The following is a 21,712-nucleotide window of genomic DNA, read 5'->3' as shown; positions in this document are numbered from 1 at the left end:
GTACTTCAAGCCCTAAAACAACCCAAACTGCCCATTCCTCATAAAAGCATCATAACTGTAAGCAGGAAAACTCCTACCAGCTAAATATTTCTGGCAGCTAATTTTATGCAACTGTTTGATATGCTCCGCATATTTTCCTTCACCACGCATTCTTCTTCCAAACTGACTGTCGTTCAGCGTTCCGCCATGGCATTCCTTTATTTGGTTTAGTACTTTCTCTGCTTTGTTTGGAAAGGTTTTATAAATCCAGTCGGTGAAAATTTGGGCAATAGAGCCATTGAGCCGCACCATGGTATAGCCAGCCGAGCAAGCACCATTTTCAGCAGCATTTTTAATGAGCTCAGGTATTTCATGGTCGTTTAAACTTGGAATAATGGGTGCTGTATTGACCCCAACAGGAATTCCATTTTCAGATAGTTTTTTAATAATCTGAAGTCTTTTAAGTCCAGAAACAGTTCTCGGTTCTAATGCTCGCCGGAGTTCCTCATTTAAAGTAGTAAGCGAAACTATCACGTGGAGTAAGTCAAGTTTAGATAATTGCCCCAAAATGTCAATATCTCTCAAGATTAAAGCATTCTTGGTGATAATGGCTACTGGATTTCTGTATTTCAAACATATTTCCAGCATTCGCCTAGTGAGTTTAAAATTCTTTTCGGCAGGTTGATAGCAATCTGTATTACCAGAAAACAGAATGGGTGTAACCTTCCAAGATTTCTTTTGAAGCTCCTTTTCTAAAAGTTCTGGAGCATTCTTTTTGACTAAAATCTTTTGTTCAAAATCCAAACCAGCCGAATAGCCATAATACTCGTGTGTGTTTCTGGCGTAGCAGTAAATACAGCCGTGCTCACAGCCTTGGTATGGATTGACAGAAACACCATTTGGCACATCTGGGCTTACTATTTTATTGACTATCTTTTTTGGGTTCTCAGTCAGATACTTGGTTTTTCTAGTTCTGAAATTGATTTCATCGCCGTAGGCAAAGTCCTCATTGTACTCCGTAGTGTTTGCTAAAAACCTATTATTGCTGTTTAATTGAGCCCCGCGACCTTTAATTTTTGGAATTTCCGACATGAATTAAGACCATTTTCTGAATTTGAGCCATAAAACTAAAGCCATTTCTACATCCCCAAACGAAAACCTTTACCTTTGCTACAACCATTGGCAGACCAAAATATGACCCATAATTTAAAGCTTAAGAAACCCTTAGCGGTTTTTGATTTAGAAACTACAGGAACCAACATTTCTAGAGATAGAATTGTGGAAATTTCTATTGCTAAAGCAATGCCTGACGGTACTGTGGAGGTTAAAACCAAGCGTATAAATCCGGAAATGCCTATTCCAATAGAGACTAGTTTGATTCACGGTATTTATGATGAAGACGTAAAAGACGAACCTACGTTTAGACAAATGGCCAAATCTATGGCTCAGTTTCTTCAGGGTTGTGACCTAGCTGGTTTTAATAGCAACAGGTTTGACATACCAATGCTGGTAGAAGAGTTTTTACGAGTAGGTTCAGATTTGTTTGACCTTAAAAACAGAAAGTTTGTAGATGCTCAGCGTATTTTCCATCAGATGGAGCCAAGGACATTGGCAGCAGGATATAAGTTTTACACGGGTAAAACTTTAGAAAATGCTCATAGTGCCGAAGCTGATACACTAGCTACTTTGGAGGTGATATGTGCTCAGGTAGAGAAATACGAGGGCGTTAAAATCACCAATAAAAAAGGAGAAGAAATAGAGCCAGTAAAGAATGATGTGCAGGCTTTGCATGATTTCACTTCTGGTAAGATTGTAGACTTTGCCAACAGACTGGCCTATGATGATAATGATGTGATAGTTTTCAATTTTGGGAAACATAAAGGGAAAAAGGTGACTGACGTCTTTACCAAAGAAAAAGGTTACTACGACTGGATGATGAATAGTGACTTCCCACTGGATACTAAAAGAAAGCTTACAGAAATAAAGCTGAGTATGGCTGGAGGGCTTTTTGGCTCTTAGTAATAAAAAATTGTAATACTGGAAGGTTGTCTTAATTCTTCGCTTTTAAATTCAGTCAAATAGATAAAATGGCTAATTTTGCCGAGATTTTCTTTGAGTAAAATAAATTAATGGAAAACCAACTACCATCTATACCTGACGTAATAGCCCAAGTGCCGCTTACTAACTACGTGTTATTGGCGAGTATTTTGTTTGTTATTGGCATAGTAGGCGTACTGATAAGGAGAAACGCCCTAATTATGTTTATGTCTATTGAGCTTATGCTTAATGCAGTAAATCTACTTTTAGTTTCATTTTCGTCTTACAGGTCTGACCCAAACGGTCAGATTTTCGTTTTTTTTATAATCGCAGTCGCTGCAGCCGAAGTAGCTGTTGGGCTTGCTATCATAGTCATGATTTATCGAAACATAAGGTCTATTGATATAGGTCTGTTAGATAAATTGAGAGGTTAATTTAGTTTGAATTTCTGAATAGAATATATGTCGCTGATTGCTTTAATCCCTCTGTTTCCTTTATTAGGCTTTTTAATAAACGGTCTGGGTTTTAAGATAATGCCAAAGAATTTGGTAGCTCCTATAGGCATTGGAGCTTCTTTTCTTTCATTTCTTGCTACCATAGGCGTTTACTTACAGTTTAAGGAAACCAACGGTACCATTGTAGAAACACTTTTTGAATGGATTACCGTAGGAAACTTAAATGTTTCTTTCGCTTTTCAAATTGACCAGCTAAGCATTTTGATGCTTTTCATCATTACTGGTGTAGGTACATTGATACATCTGTACTCTGCAGGTTATATGAAGCATGATGCAGGAATAGGTAAGTTTTTCGCTTATCTAAATTTGTTCCTGTTCTCCATGTTAATCTTGGTGATGGGTGCTAACTACCTGATAATGTTCATAGGTTGGGAGGGCGTAGGTCTATGCTCTTACTTATTAATTGGTTTCTGGAATAAGCGTTCTGATTTTGGCGATGCTGCCAGAAAGGCCTTTATCATGAACAGAGTAGGAGACTTAGGTTTCTTAATTGGTGTGTTTTTGATTTTCCATTATTTCGGAACATTAGAATATTTAGAAGTTTTTGAGCAAGCCAAAGGAATGCCTTCGGGTTCTTTGCCGCTTATGTTTATAAGTTTTTGTTTGTTTATAGGTGCTATGGGTAAGTCGGCTCAGATTCCACTTTTCACCTGGTTGCCTGATGCCATGGCGGGGCCTACGCCAGTTTCGGCACTTATTCACGCCGCCACCATGGTTACAGCGGGTGTTTATATGGTGGTAAGAAGTAATGTGTTGTACACGCTTTCGCCAGACACCTTAGAGTTTATAGCTTGGATAGGAACATTGACAGCTCTAATAGCTGCATCAATAGCCCTTTTCCAAAACGACATCAAAAAGGTATTGGCCTACTCTACCGTGAGTCAGTTGGGTTATATGTTTATAGGTTTAGGTGTAATGGCTTATACCTCTGGTTTTTTCCATGTTATTACGCATGCCTTTTTTAAAGCATTGCTTTTCTTAGGAGCAGGTAGTGTGATTCACGCCATGGGCGATGAGCAAGACATTAGAAAAATGGGTGGGCTTTGGTCAAAGACAAAAATCACAGCCATTACCTTTTTAATAGGAACAATAGCTATTTCTGGAATTCCTCCTTTCGCAGGTTTCTTTTCAAAAGATGAAATCTTAGCTCACGTTTTTGAGCATAACAAAGGCATGTGGGCACTGGCTATGCTGGGTTCTTTCATGACCGCGTTTTATATGTTCAGGCTGTTTTTCTTAACCTTCACAGGTCAATTTAGAGGAACCAAAGAGCAAGAAGAGCATTTACATGAGTCGCCTAGTTCTATGACGCTGCCACTGATAGTCTTGGCCGGTTTGTCAATAGTTGGTGGTTTTATTGGTTTCCCTGAGATATTCCATTTACCACATTTCTTGGCAGATTTCTTAAGTCCTATTTATGCCAACTCTAGAGAAGCCTTTGAAGGTTTCGGTGAAGTTCATTTATCACACTCCACAGAATGGATATTGATGGGCTTTTCTGTTTTACTAGCACTTTCAGCATTATTATTGGCATACATTATTTATGTAAAAAGAGGCTTTGTGCCAAAAGAGGACTCAGAAATTACGGGCATTCAGAAGTTTGTTTATAACAAGTATTACCTAGACGAAAACTACGACAAGGTCTTTGTTAACCCAATAGAGAAGTCGTCTAAGTTCTTCGGAAACATTATTGACCCTAAAGTGATTGATGGTTTTATAAAGTTCATTACATCAGGCATAGCTTCGTTAAGTAAAATAGGCACTAAGGTTCAAACAGGAACTACAGGTTTTTATTTATTAATTATGGGCTTGTCAATAGGTTTTATCCTTATTCTAAATTTAGGACAGGGTATTTTGGCACACTTCACAGATATTTTTAAAGCAATAACTAGCAAATAGATGTTGATACTCGCACTCATATTGATTCCTATTCTTGGAGCATTACTTGTTTTTGCTTTGGGACAAAATCAATTAAGAAGCAAACAGCTGGCATTGGCAGTAGCTCTTGTAGAGCTGGTGGTGTTTGGTTTAGTTTTCAAAGAATTTAGTACTACTGGAAATCTTCTTCTTCAAAAAGATTGGTTGCCTGATTTCGGTATTTCCTTCAAATTCTCCATTGACGGAATAAGCGTTCTTTTATTAGCTCTAAGCACGGTATTAGTGCCATTGGTTATTCTAAGTACATTTAAAGTAGCTTACGAAAAATCAAATTTGCTTTATGCATTAATATTATTAACAGAGGCCGCTTTGGTAGGTGTATTTATGGCAGGAGACCTGTTCTTGTTCTATTTCTTCTTTGAGATAGCCTTGGTTCCTGTGTATTTCTTAGGTTTAATTTGGGGCGGAGCCAATGCAGCCAAAGCTACCTTTAAGATGTTGGCTTATACCATTTTTGGTAGTTTGCTAATGTTGGTGGGTTTAGTTTATTTATACTCCAAAGGGCAAACAGCAGACATGGAGGCACTAAAAGCTTCAATGGCCTTTATTCCGTCAAACGTACAGGGAATATTGTTCAGCTTGTTTATGCTAGCTTTTGCTATCAAAATGCCAATTTTCCCTTTCCATACTTGGCAAGCAGATGCCTATTCTGAATCATCTACTCCAGCAACTATGCTTTTAGCTGGTTTGCTTTCAAAAATGGGAGTTTACGGTTTGATAAGAATAGCCCTTCCTTTAGCACCTATGGGAGCCGCAGAAATGGGACATATGGTGATGGTGCTTGGCGTGATAGGTTTAATATATGGTTCTATAATTGCGGTAAAACAAGATAATCTGAAAAGGTTAATAGCTTATTCTTCATTTGCCCACATGGGTTTAATGGCAGCGGCTATTTTCAGTGGAACATTGGAAGGGGCACAGGGAGCTGTTTTTCAAATGTTAGCTCATGGTCTTAATGCCATAGGTTTATTCTTTGTGGTGAAAATCATAGCCGAAAGAACAGGTGGTAGAAGTTTATCTGCTTTAGGAGGTCTTTCTCAAGATGCACCATGGTTAAGTGTAAGTTTTATGATTATCCTCTTGGGAAGTGTGGCTTTGCCATTGACAAATGGTTTTGTTGGAGAGTTTTTAATGCTCAAAGGGGTTTTTGACCACAGTAAGCTTTTAGGAATCATTTCTGGAATAAGCATCATTTTAGGTGCTGTTTACCTTTTAAGACTATTTCAAAAAACGATGTTTGGCGAAAAGCAAAATGCTGATGTAGTGATAGCCGATGTGTCTGGCACCGAGGCCGTAGTGCTTTTTGTTATTTCTGCCTTGGTTATATTGATGGGAGTGTTTCCTAACTGCATTCTGGAAATTTCAGAACCAGCTTCTCAGCAACTGCTAGACTATATGGCTCAATTTTAAAGATTACAAGAACATGTATCCAATAATTGCTCTTTCTATTTCTGGTCTATTGACCCTGTTCTTAGGTTTTCTAGATAATAAAAAACTAGTTTTCCCTATCTCTATATTGTTTTTAGTGATTGCCTTAGGGGTATCATTCATAGATTGGAATGCTCCAGGTCTTTATTTTAGTGAGATGCTTGCCGTTGATAATGAAACTATCATTTTCGGGGCTGTAATGTTAATTTCTGCCATTCTTATTTTATGCCTTTCAGAAGGCTTTAATGATTTCGAGTTTTCGCAGCCGGCCGAGTATTTCGCTTTGGTTCAGCTTTCATTAATAGGAGCTTTAATGATGGTTTCGTTTGAAAATTTAATCATGTTGTTCCTGGGCATTGAAATACTTTCAATTGGTTTGTATGTATTAACAGGAGCAGACAAAAGAAACTTAAGAGGTAATGAGGCCGCTATAAAGTACTTTTTGATGGGTGCTTTTGCTACTGGAATTCTTTTGTTTGGCATTGCTATGTTTTACGGAGCAGTAGGCAGTTTCAATATTCATGTTTCTGTTATTGATGAGGCGTATTTGCCGTTTTTCTGGATAGGTTGTACCTTAATATTGGTAGGCTTGACTTTTAAGATATCGGCAGCACCATTTCATTTTTGGTCGCCAGATGTGTATGAAGGTGCACCTACTATTTTTACAGCCTATATGGCCACTGTGGTAAAGACAGCGGGCTTTGTAGCTATTTTTAAGGTATTGTATTCTTCTTTCTCTGCAATAACTGAGTTCTGGACACCAATGATAGTTATCATGGTGGGAGCTTCGCTTATTATAGGAAACGTTTTTGCGGTAACACAAGATAGTTTTAAAAGGTTAATGGCTTACTCAAGTGTATCTCATGCTGGTTTTATGTTATTGGCTTTAGTTGGAGACAATGAGGGAGCATTTGGGACTATTATGTTTTATTCAGTTGCGTATTCTTTAGCTACTATTACCGCCTTTGGTGTTTTAATGAAAGTTTCAAAACATAGAATAGAGAAAGGAAGACCTTATGAAAAGATAGATTTGTTCGAGGGGCTGTTCAAAAACAATGGCTTCTTAGCAGGAGTCTTGGCTATTGCAATGCTTTCATTGGCAGGCATTCCGTTAACCGCTGGTTTTTGGGGTAAGTTCTTTGTGTTTAGCGATGCGGCGTCCTCTGGTAACTTTACTTTAATAGTAATAGCCGTGTTTATGTCGGCAGTAGCGGTTTACTATTATTTCAAGCCTATAATCTTAAGTATGAAGAAATCAGATGGTGTAGAAACTGTTGTACTTTCTCCATTAGTTAAGCTTATATTCGTATTAACTACTTGCGGAACGATAATTTTAGGAATATTTCCAAACTTACTTCGTTCCATTTTTTAAAGAAAACTGTTTGACTGACTTACTTAAGAATATAGATTTAAAAAAACATAAGAGTTTTATAAACTTCTTTTTAACAGGCGTTTTTGGAGCCTCTGTTAATTTCTTGTCTCAGATTCCACTTAAAGTTTGGTTTTTAGATCTTGGAATGAGCCATGATGCTGCATTAGCATGGAGTGTATTTTGGGCCTATATGATTTCTACGGCCGCTACATTTATACCAGCCAAAATATTTGCATTCTCTGCCAAAGAATCGGGCAACTCTAAAAGAGAATGGGTTAAATTCTTCATTATAGCTTCCTTGGCTCTTATTGTACAAGAGTTAGTGACATTGGGAACCTTAAAGTTCATTGTCAATCCTTACTTTGGAGATTATAGTCTTCTTTGGAGAGAGAAAGCTTCCCACTTAGTTGGAATGGCCTGTAGCTTTCTGGCAAACTTCTTCGGACATAAGTTCTTCACCTTCCGTACCACAGGGCTTTATAACATGATTAGGACAGAACGAAATTAAATTTTTCTAAGTTTTATTTAAACTTCTTTCTGATTTTAAGTTTTTTTTAAAGAAAAGTACTGAGTTTGTGCTTGAGAACTTAAAAAGTTCTTAAATTTGATTTCATTTTATATAAACGTTAAACAAATCAATACCGATGAAAAAATTAATTGCTGTTATGTTATTAGCCGGAATGGCTTCTTTTACTGCTTGTTCTTCTGCTTCTGAGTCAGCTTCTGACGCTATGGAAACTGCTACTGAAGCTGTTGACGATGCTGCTGATGCTACTATGGATGCTGCCGAGTCAGTTGTTGATTCAGTTGGAGCTACTATGGAAGATGCTACTGAGGCTGTTGAAGAAGCAGTTGCTGAGTAATCTCATCATTAGTTAATATATTAAAACCTTCTCATTTCAAAATGAGAAGGTTTTTCTTGTTTTAGGGTTATATATTTGCAGAAAAAAGGAATAGAATGCTAGAAAGAAGTCAGGCTCCCGCTTTTAAATCTGTCGAATCTGTAAAGCTTGCGGAGGCTGAGAAAGATATTTTTCAAAATGAAATCCCACTTTATTCGGTTGGTTTTGCTTCGCAAGAGGTGATTAAGTTGGAATTAGTCTTTGAAGCAGGCTCTGCTTTTGAAAAGAAAAGAGGTACGTCGGCTTTGTTTTCAAAATTACTTTTGGGGGGAACGAAAACTAGAACCGGTTCTGAAATAATGGCTGGTTTTGACCAGTACGGAGGGTTTATAGAAGTTAGTTCCAGAATAGAGCGACTCTACATAGTGCTTTATGGTTTGCCAAAATACCTTGACAAATACCTAGCTATCATAAAAGATATGTTAGAGAATAGTGTCTTTCCTGAAGATGAATTAGAACTTCAGCGAAAAATATCTCTTCAAAACATGAGGTTAAACATGGAGAAATCTTCCTATTTGGCCAATAGAGAATTTAAGCGAGCAATGTTTGGCTCCCTAAATCCATACGGTAGTGTTTTAAATGGGGAAGATTTTGAAACGGTTACTAGAGAAGATTTAATAAACTTCTACGAATCAAATGTACAGGGGAAAAGCTTTAGGATATTTGCCTCAGGAAATGTAAAAGAAAAAGAGAAGCAGCTTTTAAATAATTTTTTTGGCAAAGAAAGTTATATGGCTCAAAACAGATTGGACATTCCTTTTGAGATATTTAATCCTTCGAAAAAGCTAGTAACTTTAGAAAATAAAATGCAGTCTACCATAAGACTAGGTAAGCCGCTTTTTGACAGGTTACATCCTGATTTTTTCCCAATGGCGGTAACGAATACTGTTTTTGGAGGGTATTTTGGAAGTAGACTGATGACTAACATTAGAGAAGATAAGGGCTTTACTTATGGAATTTCTTCTTCTATAAATCCGCTAAGAGGTTTTGGTTATATGATGATAGGTTCTGATGTGGTAAAAGAAAACACAGAAGACACGCTAAAAGAAATAGAAAAGGAAATAAACTTGCTTAGAAACGAAGAGGTAAGTCAAAACGAGCTGGAAACTGTAAAAAACTATATGTCCGGAAGCTTTGCTGGGTCTATTACCACAGCTTTTGAACTTATGGATAAGCATAAGAATATAATTTTGTCGGAATTACCTTCAGATTATTACGATTCGTTTATCGATAGAATTAATAGCGTAACCACATTACAAGTTTCAGAGGTTGCTAATAAGCACCTTAGTATGCAAGCCTTAAGTGAAGTAGTAGTTGGCGAAAAAATCTAAACTGTCATAAATCGGTCGCCGTCTTCCCGAGCTTCATATCGAAGCACATTCGTTAGTACCATCAAAACTAAGGTTCTGGAAGCTTGCTTTTTCGGAATAGCACATAGTTCAGCAAAGGTGTCAAGCGTAATGGAAAGGTGTTGGGTAAGGTACGCCATTAGTTTACTTTCTTTGTCGCCGTAGTTAAAACGTAGGCTTTTACCTTTTTTTAAGCCCTTTAAAATTTCTCTTATTTCTTTACTTGCCTGAATAGTGCGGTCTTTATGACGCACAAAAACCTTGTCGGCGGCTTTGTGAGGCTTGTTCTCACTTTCAGGAATGTGGAAAATTAAGACTTCACTCTCGTTTTGTAAGCGAACACGTTCAATGCTATAGTCTAATTCAGGTGTAATAGCCCGTTCTATTTCTCTTACTAGCACATACTCTTCCTCATCCGCAAACTTTAATCCGCTTAAAGAGCCGTCGTCATCTACACCCACTAAGAGCTGCCCTCCTTTGGTATTAGCAAAGGCCACCATTTCGCGAATGATTTTTTCAGGATATTTGGCTTTGAATTTAAATTCCAGACGCAATCCTTCTCCTTGACTAGCGAGTTTCTTCAAGTCTGCCAAGCTTCTTCCCTTTATGCTCTTTCCTTTATATGCAAGTTCCATTTGTTGATAGTGTTGGGAATGGATAAAATTAAGGGCTGTTTAAATCAAAACAAAATGCCAATTGTTTAATAGGGTTTTCTATTTTTGAGATAACAACCTAAAATATTGAATGAATGGAATTAATAAAAACCCTTACAATAATCATGATGACATCTTTTAGTATTAACGCTCAGCAGAAATCAATTAGTAAGTTAATAAGTGAAAATCCCAAATTTGATGAATTAATAGATGTTGATGCTAAAGTAGAAATATTAGCAGACGGTTTTACTTGGGCAGAAGGGCCTGTCTGGGATAAAGAAAGGGCTTGCCTGTTGTTTTCTGATGTTCCAGAAAATACTATTTACAAATTTAAAGCGGGCGAAGGTCTAAGTGTTTTTCTAAATCCCTCAGGTTATACAGGAAAGCATCCATATAGTTTAGAGCCAGGTAGCAATGGTCTTATAATTAATAATGATGGTGAGTTGGTAGCTTGCGAACATGGCGACAGACGAGTTACAAGGATGCCAATGAATGGTGGAGGAGGGAAATTTCCAGTATCAGATAACTGGGAAGGGAAGAGGTTTAACAGTCCTAATGATTTAGTTCAAGCTGCTAATGGCACCTATTATTTTACAGACCCGCCGTATGGTTTACCAAATAGAGAAAAGGCTACTACAAGAGAGATTGATTTGTTTGGTGTTTATAAGGTTGATGTTTCTGGCAAAACTGAATTGGCGATAGCAAATCTTAGCAGACCAAATGGTGTAGCCCTTTCACCTGATGAAAAAACACTCTATGTGGCACAGTCTGACCCCGAGAAGGCATACATTCTTTCCTATGAAATAAAGCAAGACGGAAGTTTAGGTAAGGAAAATTTACTTTATGATGCCACACCAATGGTAAAAGCGGGCTATAAGGGATTACCAGATGGCTTAAAAACAGATAAAAATGGAAACATATTTACAACAGGACCTGGCGGTATATTGGTGCTAAGTCCAAAGGGTGAATTATTAGGACGAATAGAGATTGATGCGGCTACCGCAAACTGTGCTTGGGGAGATGACGGTTCGGTCTTATATATAACTGCCGACATGTATCTTGGTAAAATTCAAACAAAAACCATAGGTAAAGGCTTTTAAAGAAAACTTTAATAAGGTATTTAGCATATGAGAATTAGATTTCTTTGATAATCAATAGGAATCTATATATTTTTGCGGCTCGTTTTTTAGCACAGCTATGCAAACGAACAAATTTTATATAAAAATTTAGAATGGCATTAATTAGTAGAATTAGAGAAAACTCTGTCCTTACTATAGGGATTTTGGCTTTAGCATTGTTCGCCTTTATTATCGGTGATTACTTTTCTAGTGGTTCCCTTGGTAGCAGTGGTCAAGAGAATGTGGGTGAGATAAATGGTGTAGATGTGGATTATCAGCAGTTTGTAAAACTGGTAGATGCTCAGCGTCAACAACAAGAACTTTCAACGGGAAGATCAGCTAGTGAAGCGGATTTAGCAAATATTAGAGAGCAGGTTTGGGAGCAATTGGTTCAAGATAATGCTTTTCAGCCAGAATACGAAGAGTTAGGAATAGACGTAACGCCAGATGAGTTAAGAGAAATGGTACAAGGAACTAAAAACTTGCACCCATTTATTCGTCAGCAATTTACTGACCCTAACACTGGTGTTTTTAATGAAGCCCAGCACAGAGAGTTTATAAATGCTGCCGCAAACAAAACTTTGCCAGCAGAGCAGCAATATATATGGGATAGCTTCAAGTCTAACTTGATTCAAATTCGTAAAAGCGAGAAATACCAAAACTTGGTAAGCGTAGGTGACTACATTACTACAGCAGAGGCCAAAAAGGAGTATACTACGCAGAATAATAAAATTTCAGCGGAATACCTTTATGTACCATTTTACAGCGTTAATGATACTACCGTGAAGGTTACCGATAGCGAAATTGAAAGCTATTACAACAAGCACAAAAACGAGTATAATGGTTTTGATAGCCGTTCTTTTGATTATGTAGTTTATCAAGTCTTGCCTTCTGGAGAAGATTCTACTGCTTTGCTTCAAGAAATTAACGACTTAGCTCGTGGAATGGCTTCAGCCGAAAATCCTGTAGCTTACGCCTCAGCTAATTCAGACGTACGTAGTCCTAGCTCATACAGTGCTGGCGAACTTTCTGATGAAGTAAAAGCTGCTGTAGCTAATACAATAGTAGGCGGAATGGTTGGCCCAATTAAAGATGGTCAAAACTACAGCATTTATAAATATATGGGTACCGAGACCGATACCGTAAGCACTTTACGTGCTTCGCACATATTAATTAATACGCAAGGAGCTGACGAAACAGCTAAAGCAGCGGCAAAAGTAAAAGCCCAAGACATCTTAAATCAAATTAAAGGTGGAGCTAGTTTTGAAACTTTGGCAAGAATTAATGGTTCTGATGGAACTGCTCAGCAAGGTGGTGATTTAGGATACTTCAGCAATGATGGTAGAATGATTCCTGCCTTTGAAAATGCTGTTTTCGGTTTTAGAGGTGCTGGTTTGTTGCCAAACTTGGTAGAAACTGACTTTGGATATCATGTGGTTAAAGTAACGGAAGCCAAATCTAACATTAAGTATAACTTAGCTACTATCACTAAGATTTTAGAACCATCTGAAATTACATTGAATGATAGCTACCAAGAAGCAGAAAGCTTGAGAGCTAATATTTCTTCAGCAGAAGATATGAAAGCGAAAGTAGCGGAGAATGAGAATTTAGTTCTATTATCTGCTCAGAGAGTGGCTGCTGGTGCTAGGTCTTTCAATAGTGTTCAAGATGCTAGAGAAGTAGTTTTATGGGCTTACGGAAATGATGTGTCTGTTGGTGATGTGGCAGATAGAGTTTTCATAGTAGGAGATACTTACATGATTGCGGCTCTTACTGACGCTACTGATAAAGAGAGTCCTAAAGCTTCAGACTTTAAGGGTCAGATAGAAGCTAAAGTGAAAAATAAGCTGAAAGGCGAAAAAATCATTGCTAAACTAGGTGCTGTGTCTGATTTTGGAGCAGCTGCCAAAACTTACGGAGCAGGTGCTTTGGTAGAAACCGTAGAAGATATTAATATCGCTACAGGAATGCTTAATAGTGCAGGAATTGATGCTGTAGCAATTGGAAAGGCATTTGGTTTAAAAGTGAATACAATGAGCAAGCCTTTCATAGGTCAAAATGGCGTTTTCGTTATGAAGAAAACAGCAGAAACGATGGCTCCTGAGCTTGCAGATTATAGCAAGTACAAAGAAGATATTAAGCTGCGTGTCGGTGTGTATGGCTCGGCGTCTGCTGCAGACCAAGCAGTGAGAGAGGCTGCTGAAATAGTAGACAGAAGAGCTAAAATGTTCTAAAAAATATTTTTGAATTGAGAAAAGGGGTACCATAGGTATCCCTTTTTTTATGACCTTTACTGCATGAATAATTTATTTCCTGTTTTCTTGAAATTAGAGCAAATGAACCTTCTGATTGTAGGAGGGGGTTATGTTGGACTTGAGAAGTTAGAGGCCGTACTGAAAAATTCGCCTGAGACTAACATTACCATGGTAGCTCCTGAAATTTCTGAGGAGATAAGAGCCCTAGCAACATCTTATAGAATCAAGCTGGTTTTAGAAGCCTATAAGACCGAACACTTAATGGGTAAAAACTTGGTAATAGTAGGGACTGGAATAATGGCCGTAAGCGAGCAAGTACAGAGAGACTGTCGTGAGCATAACATTCTGGTGAATGTGGCGGATAAGCCCGCTTTATGTGACTTTTACCTAGGCTCTGTGGTGAAGAAAGGAGATTTGAAAGTTGCTATTTCTACAAATGGGAAATCACCTACTTTTGCAAAGAGGTTTAGGGAGATATTAGAGCAGGTTTTACCAGATTCTTTACAAGAAACATTGGATAATCTACAGGAATTAAGAAATCGTTTAAAAGGAGATTTTGAGTATAAAGTAGAGAAACTTAATGAAATCACCAATGTGATGAAAAAGAACGATTAGTCTTTAATTTCAAGGGTTTCTGTGGCTTTTCGTGCAGCGTCTTGTTCTGCTTTCTTTTTATTCCATCCCCTGCCTTCACTCACTATTTCGTCATCCACCTTTACTTGGGCAACAAATTCTTTGCTATGGTGTTTACCGTTTTCTTTGATAATAGCAAATTCTACATTCTTACCTAGTGATTGAGACCAGGTAAGTAGTATACTTTTATAGTTTGCGTTATTTTTTATGACCTCATCTAGGTCATAATAGTTAGCCAAAAGGTTTTTGACAATAAACCGTTTGGTAAACCTAAAGCCTTTGTCTAAATAAACTGCTCCTATGAGTGCTTCCATGGCATCACCATACATAGAAGTTCTTGCGTGTGTTACTCTATTCCCATCAAAGGTTATGAGGTCATCTAAGCCTATTTTTCTGGCTACTTGATTCAGTGACTCCCTATTGACTATCCTAGACCTAATTTCTGTTAAAAAACCTTCGTCTTTTAAGGGGTACTTTTTGAATAAATATTCGGCTATTATCATACCCAAAACAGAGTCACCAAGGTATTCTAAACGCTCATTGGACTCTTTAAAGCCTTTAATTGAAGAGCTTTTAGAGGCAGAGGTATGTCTAAAGGCAAGATGGTATAATGAAGCATTCTTTGGTTTTTCACCAATTATACGTTCCACCGCTTTTCTAAACTCCCTGACTTTAACGTCTGTTTTGAAATAATCTAGTATAGTTTCTGTTACTGCCATTAAGTTTTTAGCCCTTCTGATTTATTGTTTTAGGGCTATATGCCTCGCAATTTAACCATTATATTTTTTAAATATAAGCGTGGCGTTATGTCCACCAAATCCAAAGCAGTTTGAGAGCACTGTGTCAATCTTTCTAGCTTTAGCTACGTTTGGCGTTAAATCAATTTTCGGATTAATCTTTTCATCCACATTATTTAGATTAATGGTAGGAGGTACCATTTGATGCTGAATAGCTAATATAGCTGCTACAGACTCTACTGCACCAGCTCCACCTAATAAGTGACCGGTCATAGATTTTGTAGAGCTAATACTCACTTTATAAGCATGCTCCTTAAATAAGTTTTCAATAGCCGTGATTTCTTGAGGGTCACCTAAGCCAGTTGATGTACCGTGCGTATTGATATAATCAATGTCTTCAGGAACCATGTTAGCATCATTTAAGGCATCTTCCATAGAAAGGAAAGCTCCTAAGCCTTCTGGATGTGGTGCCGTGATATGGTATGCGTCAGAAGACATTCCACCACCCACTAGTTCACAGTATATTTTGGCTCCTCTAGCTTTGGCATGCTCATATTCTTCTAAAATAATACCTGCACCACCTTCACCTAATACAAAGCCGTCTCTATCTGCATCGTAAGGTCTTGAGGCTGTTTTATAATCGTCATTACGTGTAGATAGAGCTCTTAAAGCATTAAATCCGCCAATACCAGCTCTTGTTACAGCAGCTTCAGATCCACCTGTAACACAAGCCACCATCCTGCCTAATCTTATATAGTTAAAGGCGTCTATCATGGCGTTATTGGTAGATGCACAAGCAGAAACAGTTACGAAGTTGGGACCTCTAAATCCAAATTTCATCGAGATTTGACCAGATGCTGAGTCAGCAATCATTTTAGGAATAAAGAAGGGATTGAATCTTGGCTGCATATCATTGTCGGCAAGATTTAAAACTTCTTCCTCAAAAGTCTTAAGGCCACCAATTCCAGAACCCCAGATTACACCTATTTTGTTTTTGTTGACCTTGTCCATGTCAAAGTTGGCATCTAGTACTGCTTGTTCTGCAGCTACTACACCAAATTGTGTAAACAAGTCCATTTTACGAGCGTCTTGTCTTGGAATGAAGTCGGTAACTTCAAAGTCTTTCAATTCGCATGCAAAAGTCGTTTTGTAGTCGGAAGCATCAAACCTTGTAATAGGGCAAGCTCCGCTTACACCATTTTTAAGTCCTTCCCAGAATGACTCTACATCGTTTCCTATAGGGGTAAGAGCCCCTAATCCAGTAACTACTACTCGTTTTAGTTCCATATTGGTCTTATTAAAAAAAGGAAAGGTTCAACAGCCAACTTTAGTAAAAACTGGATATTGAACCTTCAAAATGTATTAAGAAAATTACTTAGTGTTATCTTCTAAATAAGAAATAGCCTGACCTACTGTCTGGATATTTTCTGCTTGATCGTCTGGAATAGAAACATTGAATTCCTTTTCAAATTCCATGATAAGTTCAACTGTATCAAGAGAATCTGCTCCTAAATCGTTTGTGAAAGAAGCCTCAACAGTCACTTCTGACTCTTCAACGCCTAATTTTTCAACAATAATTTTCGTTACTTTCGATGCGATATCTGACATTATTACAATGTTTTTGGTTTAAATCACTGCAAAGAAAATTTATTTTTCTGAAACCAACAAAATACCCATTGGTTTTTTGATTTCCTTAACAATGTTGACATTTGTAATATACAATTAAAACGGTCTTAAAAACATCATGGAAAGCCTTTTCTCAAAAAAATACAGTTCTAATAACTTCTTTCTTTTAGCAGGGCCCTGTGCCATAGAAGGTCGTGACCTCGCATTCTCTATAGCAGAGAAAATTGTCAAAATCACAGACAAACTAGAGGTACCGCTCATATTTAAAGGAAGTTATAGAAAAGCCAACAGGACAAAAGCTGATTCTTTCACAGGAATTGGTGATAAGAAGGCTTTGAAGATTTTGGGAGACATTGGCAAAACTTTTAATGTTTCTACCGTAACGGACATACACGAGACTTATGAAGCAGCATTGGCTGCAGAATATGTGGACGTTTTACAAATTCCTGCTTTTTTATGTAGACAAACGGAGCTTTTGGCCGCTGCGGCAAAGACAGGAAAGGCCGTAAACATAAAAAAAGGTCAATTTATGTCTGGCGGGTCTATGGGTTTTGCGGTTGAAAAAGTATTACAAGAAAATGCGGACGCCAATGTCATGCTTACCGAGCGTGGAAACTCTTTTGGTTACTCAGACTTGGTTGTAGATTATAGAAATATCATTGATATGAAAAAGTTTGACGTACCTGTAATAATGGATTGTACACATTCGCTTCAAAGACCAAATCAAACTTCAGGAGTTACAGGAGGAAATCCAGAGTTAATTGGAACCATTGCCAAAGCCGCCATAGCAGTGGGAGCAGACGGCCTATTCATAGAAACCCACCCGGATCCAGCAAACGCCAAGTCAGACGGAGCTAATATGCTGCACTTAGATAATTTGGAAGCTTTATTAGAGCAATTGGTTAGGATTAGGGAGGTGGTGGTGTCTTAAAGGTACTTTTCTTATAACTGAGACTGAGGGAATATTATTAGGAGCATGGTCGTTCGAAGTTGGAAGGTTCTATTTGTTCAAGCAAGGGCATCAAGCATTTTTTCTTAATTTTGTACTTTAATTGCTTTTCTAAAAAAATACAATGGCTAAAACTTTCAGAAAGAAAAAATCGGCCCCAACTAAAGAACGTAAGTCTCCTAAGAAAGAGGGTTCGTTTGGAATATCGGCTGCTCAACTAGAGCTTATTTGCGGTGTCTTTTTCCTCATTATTTCCTTGGTGATGTTGATAGCCTTCGTTTCGTATTTATTTACGGGAGAGGCAGATCAGGATTTGGTGCAAAAGAATTTCAGAACGGCCATTGAAAATAGTAGCAAAAAAGCGGAAAACTCTTTGGGGGTATTGGGTGCTTTTATTTCGCATTATTTTATTTTCAAATGGTTTGGCTATGCGGCTTTTGGCTTGATTCCTATCATTTTCTTATCGGCGTTTAGGCTCGTTTTTCAGCAAGATTTGTTTCAGGTCAACCTTAACCGATTTGCCAAAGGCAGCATTTTTTATGTGCTGTTTACCTCTATTTTCTTAGGTTATTTTGTTTTTCAGTTTAGTCTTGGCGAGGGAGAAATAAGCGGAGGCATAGGTTATCAATTAAACCAATCGCTAAACCATGCCTTGGGCTGGGGGAGTATTCTTTTGATAGTCTTGGTTTTGTTTTTATGGTTGGTGTTTTTCCATGGCCTTACCCAAATCGACGATTACTTCTTAAAGAAGTCGCCAAAGGGCGATGTAAATGAAGCTGTTCCTGTCAAGGCGGCTACATCTGTAGATATTGAGCCATCAAATGAGATAGAGGAGCCAGTAATTAAAGAGCCAAGCACCATTGCAGAAAAGCCATTTGAAGGAGGAATAGCCTTCAGTGTGGAGAATTTTGAAAGAGAAGAAGAGCCGACTCCAAAGGAAGAGGAAATTTCCTTAGAGGTTTCTGACAAGGAAAATAGCTTTTTGATAGAAGATAACGATGATAATAAGGATTTGGAGGAGTTTGGACCTTATGATCCAAAACTTGACTTGTCTTCTTATATGTACCCACCTATAAGTTTATTGGCAGACCATAGCGGCATGAGCGGTGGAAAGGTTTCTCAGGAAGAACTGGAGGCTAATAAGATCAACATTGTGGAAACCATGAAGAATTTCTCTATCGGGATTTCTTCTATTAAAGCTACCATTGGGCCTACAGTAACACTTTACGAGATTGTTCCAGAAGCAGGTGTAAGAATCTCTAAGATTAAAAATCTTGAAGACGACATTGCCCTAAATTTAGCAGCACTAGGAATTAGAATAATTGCCCCAATGCCGGGTAAAGGTACTATTGGGATAGAAGTGCCAAACAAAAACAGAGAGATGGTTTCTGTGAAATCAGTTTTTGGAGGCGAAAAGTTTCAAAACTCAAAATATGAGCTGCCAATAGTTTTAGGGAAGACCATTGCCAATGAAATATTTATATCGGATTTGGCCAAAATGCCTCACTTAATGATGGCCGGAGCCACGGGGCAGGGTAAGTCCGTTGGAATCAATGTTATTTTGGCTTCCTTATTATATAAGAAACACCCTTCAGAAGTGAAGTTTGTGATGGTGGATCCTAAAAAGGTAGAGCTGTCTCTGTTCAATAAAATTGAAAGGCACTTTTTGGCCACACTTCCAAATGCCGAAGATGCTATTATTACGGACACTAAAAAGGTGATTTATACACTAAACTCTCTTTGTATAGAGATGGATAATAGGTATAACCTTCTGAAAGACGCTGGCGTAAGAAATATTAGAGAGTATAATGCCAAATTCACCAAAAGGAAACTGAATCCAGAAAAAGGGAATAGGTATTTGCCTTACATCGTATTGGTGATTGATGAGTTGGCAGACTTAATGATGACGGCTGGTAAAGAAGTGGAGCAGCCGATAGCTCGTTTGGCTCAGTTGGCCAGAGCAATTGGGATACACTTAATAGTAGCTACACAGCGGCCTTCGGTCAATGTGATTACGGGTCTGATTAAAGCCAACTTCCCAGCCAGAATATCTTTTAAAGTAACGGCAAAGGTAGACTCACGTACTATTTTAGATACAGGCGGTGCAGACCAATTAGTAGGTAACGGGGATATGCTTTTATCTATGGGCTCCGACATGGTCAGGTTGCAATGTCCGTTTGTAGACACACCAGAGATAGAAGGTATATGTGATTATATTGGAGAGCAGCGTGGATATGAGTCTGCGTATATGTTACCCGAGTTTTTTGGTGACGATGAGCCTGACATTCTCGATTTTGACCCTACCGCTTTAGATGTCATGTTTGATGATGCTGCCAGGGTTCTGGTGACTTTTCAGCAAGGAAGTACTTCATTGATTCAGCGTAAGATGAAACTAGGCTATAATAGAGCGGGTAGAATTATTGATCAATTAGAAGGAGCAGGAATAGTAGGACCTTTTGAGGGAAGTAAGGCACGTGAGGTCTTGGTCAAAGATATGACAGAGTTAGAAGAAGTATTAAGAGGCCTTAAGCGGGAGAAATAACATTAAAGGCTTATTAACAATTCGGTCTTAAACTTTTCTGCTAATTTTGTGTCCAATTTGACATAGGCCTTACATAATGGGCTTTTGGTCATTGTTTAATTAAATAGAATGAAAAAAATACAGGTTTTATTGGCTCTTTTGCTCTTGGTTAATTTTGGGACAAGTGCTCAAGATGCTAAAGCAGGGGCAGTTTTAGATGCAATGAGCACAAAGTATAAAAACATGAAAACTTTTACCGCCAATTTCTCCTACGGAGCAATTAGTGCAAGTGGTAAAAAAGGACGTGTACGTACGGGCAGCATAGCTGTCAAAGGTGTTAAGTTCAAATTAAACATGGCTGGCCAAGAGATTTACAATAATGGGTCGGAGATATTTTCTTATGTGGAAGAGACTAATGAGGTAAACATAACGGAGTATGACGGCAGTGCCGATTCCCAATTTTCACCGGCAAATATCTACAGCATTTACAAGAAAGGATATAAATATACGCACAAGGGTACGGCTACCATAGGTGGTGCTTCTTGTGATTTGATAGAATTAATTCCTTTAAAAAGTAAGGGCAATATTCAGAAAGTAGAAATAGGCGTAAGTAAGTCTACTAAAGAAATTAAAAACTGGAAACTTACAGACGGTTCGGGTAAAGTAACGGCTTTTGATATCGTGAGGTTTAGTCCAAACGTAGCTTTGGCAGATAGCTACTTCACTTTTAATACAGCAAAGCACCCGGGAGTAGAAGTGGTAGATTTGAGATAAGCTTCATAAAATAATATTTGAAAATGCTCACGCTGAAAAGTGTGAGCATTTTTCTTTGATTCAAGGCTAATTTCTAATTTAGCCTGAATGTAAAATCTAAATTTTTGAAATGTCATCGCATCATATAGTAAAAGATAAACAAGAGCCTGCTTTATTGATAGCTAACGGAGCCGCCTGCAAGTTTGAACTCATGGAAGAGCTTCTAGGTTGGTCGCCATATGTGGTGGTACTAGATGGTGCTATTGACAGGGTTTTAAGTTTAGGTATTAAAGTTGACGTCTTGCTGGGCGATTTTGACAGAGAAGGAGTGGATGTGGATAAAATTAGGGAAGAGCAGTTTCCCATTGAAATTATGCACACACCAGACCAAGATAAGACGGATTTAGAAAAAGGAATTGAGTTTTTGATAGAGAAAGGTTTTCCTGCAGTGAATATACTTTGGGCTACAGGAAGAAGAATGGACCACACGATTGCGAACCTTTTAAACTTGGTAAAGTACAATTCTAAAATTAAACTTGTGATGCTAGATGATTATTCTAAAATTATTCCTTTAGAGCCTGGCTTAACGAAATTTGAAAAATGGTATAAGGCAGGAACGGTCATTTCTTTAATACCTGTACCAAAAGCTGAAAATATTGAAACTTCTAATTTGAAATATCCGTTAAAGAAAGAGAGCCTAGAAATAGGGAAAAGGTTAGGCAATAGCAATGAAGTTGATAAAGATGGTTTAATGAGTATCAAATTCGAAAAAGGCAAATTATTTCTAATGGAATGTAACGATTGATACTGCTAATACGTCGTTTGATACTTATCCACAAAATAATTAGTCAATCGACTAATTAATTTTCAGTATTATTTGAAAGTTCTAAAATAAAAGCTTTAGCTTTAGGGTGTAAGTAACATAAAACGTGTTATTTAGGCTTTCC

General features: G+C 37.9%; 20 protein-coding genes. 15 read left to right on the top strand and 5 right to left on the bottom strand.

Annotation, left to right across the window (positions count from 1 at the left end; translation table 11 throughout):
• Positions 1–12 precede the first annotated feature (12 nt).
• The gene (locus AADJ06_RS18925; protein ID WP_341228060.1) at positions 13–1,071 is read right to left on the bottom strand and encodes a PA0069 family radical SAM protein; all 1,059 of its coding nucleotides are present in this window, start codon (positions 1,069–1,071) and stop codon (positions 13–15) included.
• 102 nt (positions 1,072–1,173) lie between these two features.
• Here AADJ06_RS18925 and AADJ06_RS18920 point away from each other — a divergent pair, with 102 nt between their 5' ends.
• The 8 genes from AADJ06_RS18920 (at position 1,174) to AADJ06_RS18885 (ending at position 9,502) form a co-directional block, all read left to right on the top strand.
• Positions 1,174–1,998 carry an exonuclease domain-containing protein gene (locus AADJ06_RS18920; RefSeq protein ID WP_341228059.1) on the top strand — a complete coding sequence of 275 codons (825 nt, stop codon included), beginning with the start codon at positions 1,174–1,176 and terminating at the stop codon, positions 1,996–1,998.
• A gap of 110 nt (positions 1,999–2,108) precedes the next feature.
• Positions 2,109–2,450 (top strand): NADH-quinone oxidoreductase subunit NuoK, encoded by a 342-nt coding sequence (nuoK, locus tag AADJ06_RS18915; RefSeq protein ID WP_341228058.1) that lies wholly within the window; start codon positions 2,109–2,111, stop codon positions 2,448–2,450.
• A gap of 27 nt (positions 2,451–2,477) precedes the next feature.
• Positions 2,478–4,430, top strand: a complete 1,953-nt coding sequence (nuoL, locus tag AADJ06_RS18910; RefSeq protein WP_341228057.1) for an NADH-quinone oxidoreductase subunit L — start codon at positions 2,478–2,480, stop codon at positions 4,428–4,430.
• Positions 4,431–5,879, top strand: coding sequence for an NADH-quinone oxidoreductase subunit M (locus tag AADJ06_RS18905; RefSeq protein ID WP_341228056.1), 1,449 nt, complete (start codon positions 4,431–4,433; stop codon positions 5,877–5,879).
• A 13-nt stretch (positions 5,880–5,892) separates the two neighbouring features.
• Entirely contained in the window at positions 5,893–7,269 is a 1,377-nt protein-coding gene (locus AADJ06_RS18900) for an NADH-quinone oxidoreductase subunit N (protein ID WP_341228055.1), read from the top strand.
• 10 nt (positions 7,270–7,279) lie between these two features.
• Positions 7,280–7,777, top strand: coding sequence for a GtrA family protein (locus AADJ06_RS18895; protein WP_341228054.1), 498 nt, complete (start codon positions 7,280–7,282; stop codon positions 7,775–7,777).
• A 157-nt stretch (positions 7,778–7,934) separates the two neighbouring features.
• Positions 7,935–8,132, top strand: coding sequence for a hypothetical protein (locus tag AADJ06_RS18890; RefSeq protein WP_341228053.1), 198 nt, complete (start codon positions 7,935–7,937; stop codon positions 8,130–8,132).
• A gap of 95 nt (positions 8,133–8,227) precedes the next feature.
• Positions 8,228–9,502, top strand: coding sequence for a pitrilysin family protein (locus tag AADJ06_RS18885; RefSeq protein WP_341228052.1), 1,275 nt, complete (start codon positions 8,228–8,230; stop codon positions 9,500–9,502).
• Here AADJ06_RS18885 and AADJ06_RS18880 read toward each other — a convergent pair.
• On the bottom strand, positions 9,499–10,155 hold the full coding sequence (locus AADJ06_RS18880) for an ATP-binding protein (RefSeq protein WP_341228051.1): 657 nt from the start codon (positions 10,153–10,155) through the stop codon (positions 9,499–9,501). The two genes, AADJ06_RS18885 and AADJ06_RS18880, sit on opposite strands and share 4 nt — an antisense overlap.
• A gap of 113 nt (positions 10,156–10,268) precedes the next feature.
• On the opposite strand from AADJ06_RS18880, the gene AADJ06_RS18875 reads away from it, so the two are divergent.
• The 3 genes from AADJ06_RS18875 to AADJ06_RS18865 all read left to right on the top strand — a co-directional run bounded on the left by AADJ06_RS18875 (position 10,269) and on the right by AADJ06_RS18865 (position 14,161).
• Entirely contained in the window at positions 10,269–11,273 is a 1,005-nt protein-coding gene (locus AADJ06_RS18875; protein WP_341228050.1) for an SMP-30/gluconolactonase/LRE family protein, read from the top strand.
• Positions 11,274–11,404: 131 nt separating this feature from the next.
• Positions 11,405–13,525 carry a peptidylprolyl isomerase gene (locus AADJ06_RS18870; protein WP_341228049.1) on the top strand — a complete coding sequence of 707 codons (2,121 nt, stop codon included), beginning with the start codon at positions 11,405–11,407 and terminating at the stop codon, positions 13,523–13,525.
• Positions 13,526–13,588: 63 nt separating this feature from the next.
• The gene (locus AADJ06_RS18865; protein WP_341228048.1) at positions 13,589–14,161 is read left to right on the top strand and encodes a bifunctional precorrin-2 dehydrogenase/sirohydrochlorin ferrochelatase; all 573 of its coding nucleotides are present in this window, start codon (positions 13,589–13,591) and stop codon (positions 14,159–14,161) included.
• Here AADJ06_RS18865 and rnc read toward each other — a convergent pair.
• The 3 genes from rnc to AADJ06_RS18850 all read right to left on the bottom strand — a co-directional run bounded on the left by rnc (position 14,158) and on the right by AADJ06_RS18850 (position 16,524).
• Entirely contained in the window at positions 14,158–14,898 is a 741-nt protein-coding gene (rnc, locus tag AADJ06_RS18860) for a ribonuclease III (protein ID WP_341228047.1), read from the bottom strand. The two genes, AADJ06_RS18865 and rnc, sit on opposite strands and share 4 nt — an antisense overlap.
• Before the next feature lie 51 nt (positions 14,899–14,949).
• A complete protein-coding gene (gene fabF / locus AADJ06_RS18855) occupies positions 14,950–16,203 on the bottom strand; it encodes a beta-ketoacyl-ACP synthase II (protein ID WP_341228046.1) in 1,254 nt (417 codons plus the stop codon).
• A gap of 84 nt (positions 16,204–16,287) precedes the next feature.
• Positions 16,288–16,524: an acyl carrier protein gene (locus AADJ06_RS18850; protein ID WP_111372818.1), complete on the bottom strand. Its 237-nt coding sequence runs from the start codon at positions 16,522–16,524 to the stop codon at positions 16,288–16,290.
• A 136-nt stretch (positions 16,525–16,660) separates the two neighbouring features.
• On the opposite strand from AADJ06_RS18850, the gene kdsA reads away from it, so the two are divergent.
• From kdsA to AADJ06_RS18830, 4 genes are all read left to right on the top strand, one after another.
• Entirely contained in the window at positions 16,661–17,473 is an 813-nt protein-coding gene (gene kdsA / locus AADJ06_RS18845; protein ID WP_341228045.1) for a 3-deoxy-8-phosphooctulonate synthase, read from the top strand.
• A gap of 142 nt (positions 17,474–17,615) precedes the next feature.
• Positions 17,616–20,033 carry a DNA translocase FtsK 4TM domain-containing protein gene (locus tag AADJ06_RS18840; protein WP_341228044.1) on the top strand — a complete coding sequence of 806 codons (2,418 nt, stop codon included), beginning with the start codon at positions 17,616–17,618 and terminating at the stop codon, positions 20,031–20,033.
• A gap of 108 nt (positions 20,034–20,141) precedes the next feature.
• Entirely contained in the window at positions 20,142–20,786 is a 645-nt protein-coding gene (locus AADJ06_RS18835; protein ID WP_341228043.1) for an outer membrane lipoprotein carrier protein LolA, read from the top strand.
• Positions 20,787–20,895: 109 nt separating this feature from the next.
• A complete protein-coding gene (locus AADJ06_RS18830) occupies positions 20,896–21,570 on the top strand; it encodes a thiamine diphosphokinase (RefSeq protein ID WP_341228042.1) in 675 nt (224 codons plus the stop codon).
• The last annotated feature ends 142 nt before the right edge of the window (positions 21,571–21,712 follow it).

Source organism: uncultured Arcticibacterium sp., from assembly GCF_964021845.1.
GTDB lineage: Bacteria > Bacteroidota > Bacteroidia > Cytophagales > Spirosomataceae > Arcticibacterium.
Note: the sequence above shows the minus strand (reverse complement) of the source record. Positions and strands in the feature narration are given on the sequence as shown.

What these genes read in the sequence shown, in the direction of transcription:
- AADJ06_RS18880 (WP_341228051.1), bottom strand. Translation starts at nt 10,155, where the DNA reads ATGGAACTTGCATATAAAGGAAAGAGCATAAAGGGAAGAAGCTTGGCA.
- AADJ06_RS18840 (WP_341228044.1), top strand. Translation starts at nt 17,616, where the DNA reads ATGGCTAAAACTTTCAGAAAGAAAAAATCGGCCCCAACTAAAGAACGT.
- AADJ06_RS18900 (WP_341228055.1), top strand. Translation starts at nt 5,893, where the DNA reads ATGTATCCAATAATTGCTCTTTCTATTTCTGGTCTATTGACCCTGTTC.
- nuoL (WP_341228057.1), top strand. Translation starts at nt 2,478, where the DNA reads ATGTCGCTGATTGCTTTAATCCCTCTGTTTCCTTTATTAGGCTTTTTA.
- AADJ06_RS18835 (WP_341228043.1), top strand. Translation starts at nt 20,142, where the DNA reads ATGAAAAAAATACAGGTTTTATTGGCTCTTTTGCTCTTGGTTAATTTT.
- AADJ06_RS18875 (WP_341228050.1), top strand. Translation starts at nt 10,269, where the DNA reads ATGGAATTAATAAAAACCCTTACAATAATCATGATGACATCTTTTAGT.
- AADJ06_RS18850 (WP_111372818.1), bottom strand. Translation starts at nt 16,524, where the DNA reads ATGTCAGATATCGCATCGAAAGTAACGAAAATTATTGTTGAAAAATTA.
- AADJ06_RS18925 (WP_341228060.1), bottom strand. Translation starts at nt 1,071, where the DNA reads ATGTCGGAAATTCCAAAAATTAAAGGTCGCGGGGCTCAATTAAACAGC.
- AADJ06_RS18905 (WP_341228056.1), top strand. Translation starts at nt 4,431, where the DNA reads ATGTTGATACTCGCACTCATATTGATTCCTATTCTTGGAGCATTACTT.
- AADJ06_RS18865 (WP_341228048.1), top strand. Translation starts at nt 13,589, where the DNA reads ATGAATAATTTATTTCCTGTTTTCTTGAAATTAGAGCAAATGAACCTT.
- AADJ06_RS18830 (WP_341228042.1), top strand. Translation starts at nt 20,896, where the DNA reads ATGTCATCGCATCATATAGTAAAAGATAAACAAGAGCCTGCTTTATTG.
- kdsA (WP_341228045.1), top strand. Translation starts at nt 16,661, where the DNA reads ATGGAAAGCCTTTTCTCAAAAAAATACAGTTCTAATAACTTCTTTCTT.
- rnc (WP_341228047.1), bottom strand. Translation starts at nt 14,898, where the DNA reads ATGGCAGTAACAGAAACTATACTAGATTATTTCAAAACAGACGTTAAA.
- nuoK (WP_341228058.1), top strand. Translation starts at nt 2,109, where the DNA reads ATGGAAAACCAACTACCATCTATACCTGACGTAATAGCCCAAGTGCCG.
- AADJ06_RS18920 (WP_341228059.1), top strand. Translation starts at nt 1,174, where the DNA reads ATGACCCATAATTTAAAGCTTAAGAAACCCTTAGCGGTTTTTGATTTA.
- AADJ06_RS18885 (WP_341228052.1), top strand. Translation starts at nt 8,228, where the DNA reads ATGCTAGAAAGAAGTCAGGCTCCCGCTTTTAAATCTGTCGAATCTGTA.
- fabF (WP_341228046.1), bottom strand. Translation starts at nt 16,203, where the DNA reads ATGGAACTAAAACGAGTAGTAGTTACTGGATTAGGGGCTCTTACCCCT.
- AADJ06_RS18890 (WP_341228053.1), top strand. Translation starts at nt 7,935, where the DNA reads ATGTTATTAGCCGGAATGGCTTCTTTTACTGCTTGTTCTTCTGCTTCT.
- AADJ06_RS18870 (WP_341228049.1), top strand. Translation starts at nt 11,405, where the DNA reads ATGGCATTAATTAGTAGAATTAGAGAAAACTCTGTCCTTACTATAGGG.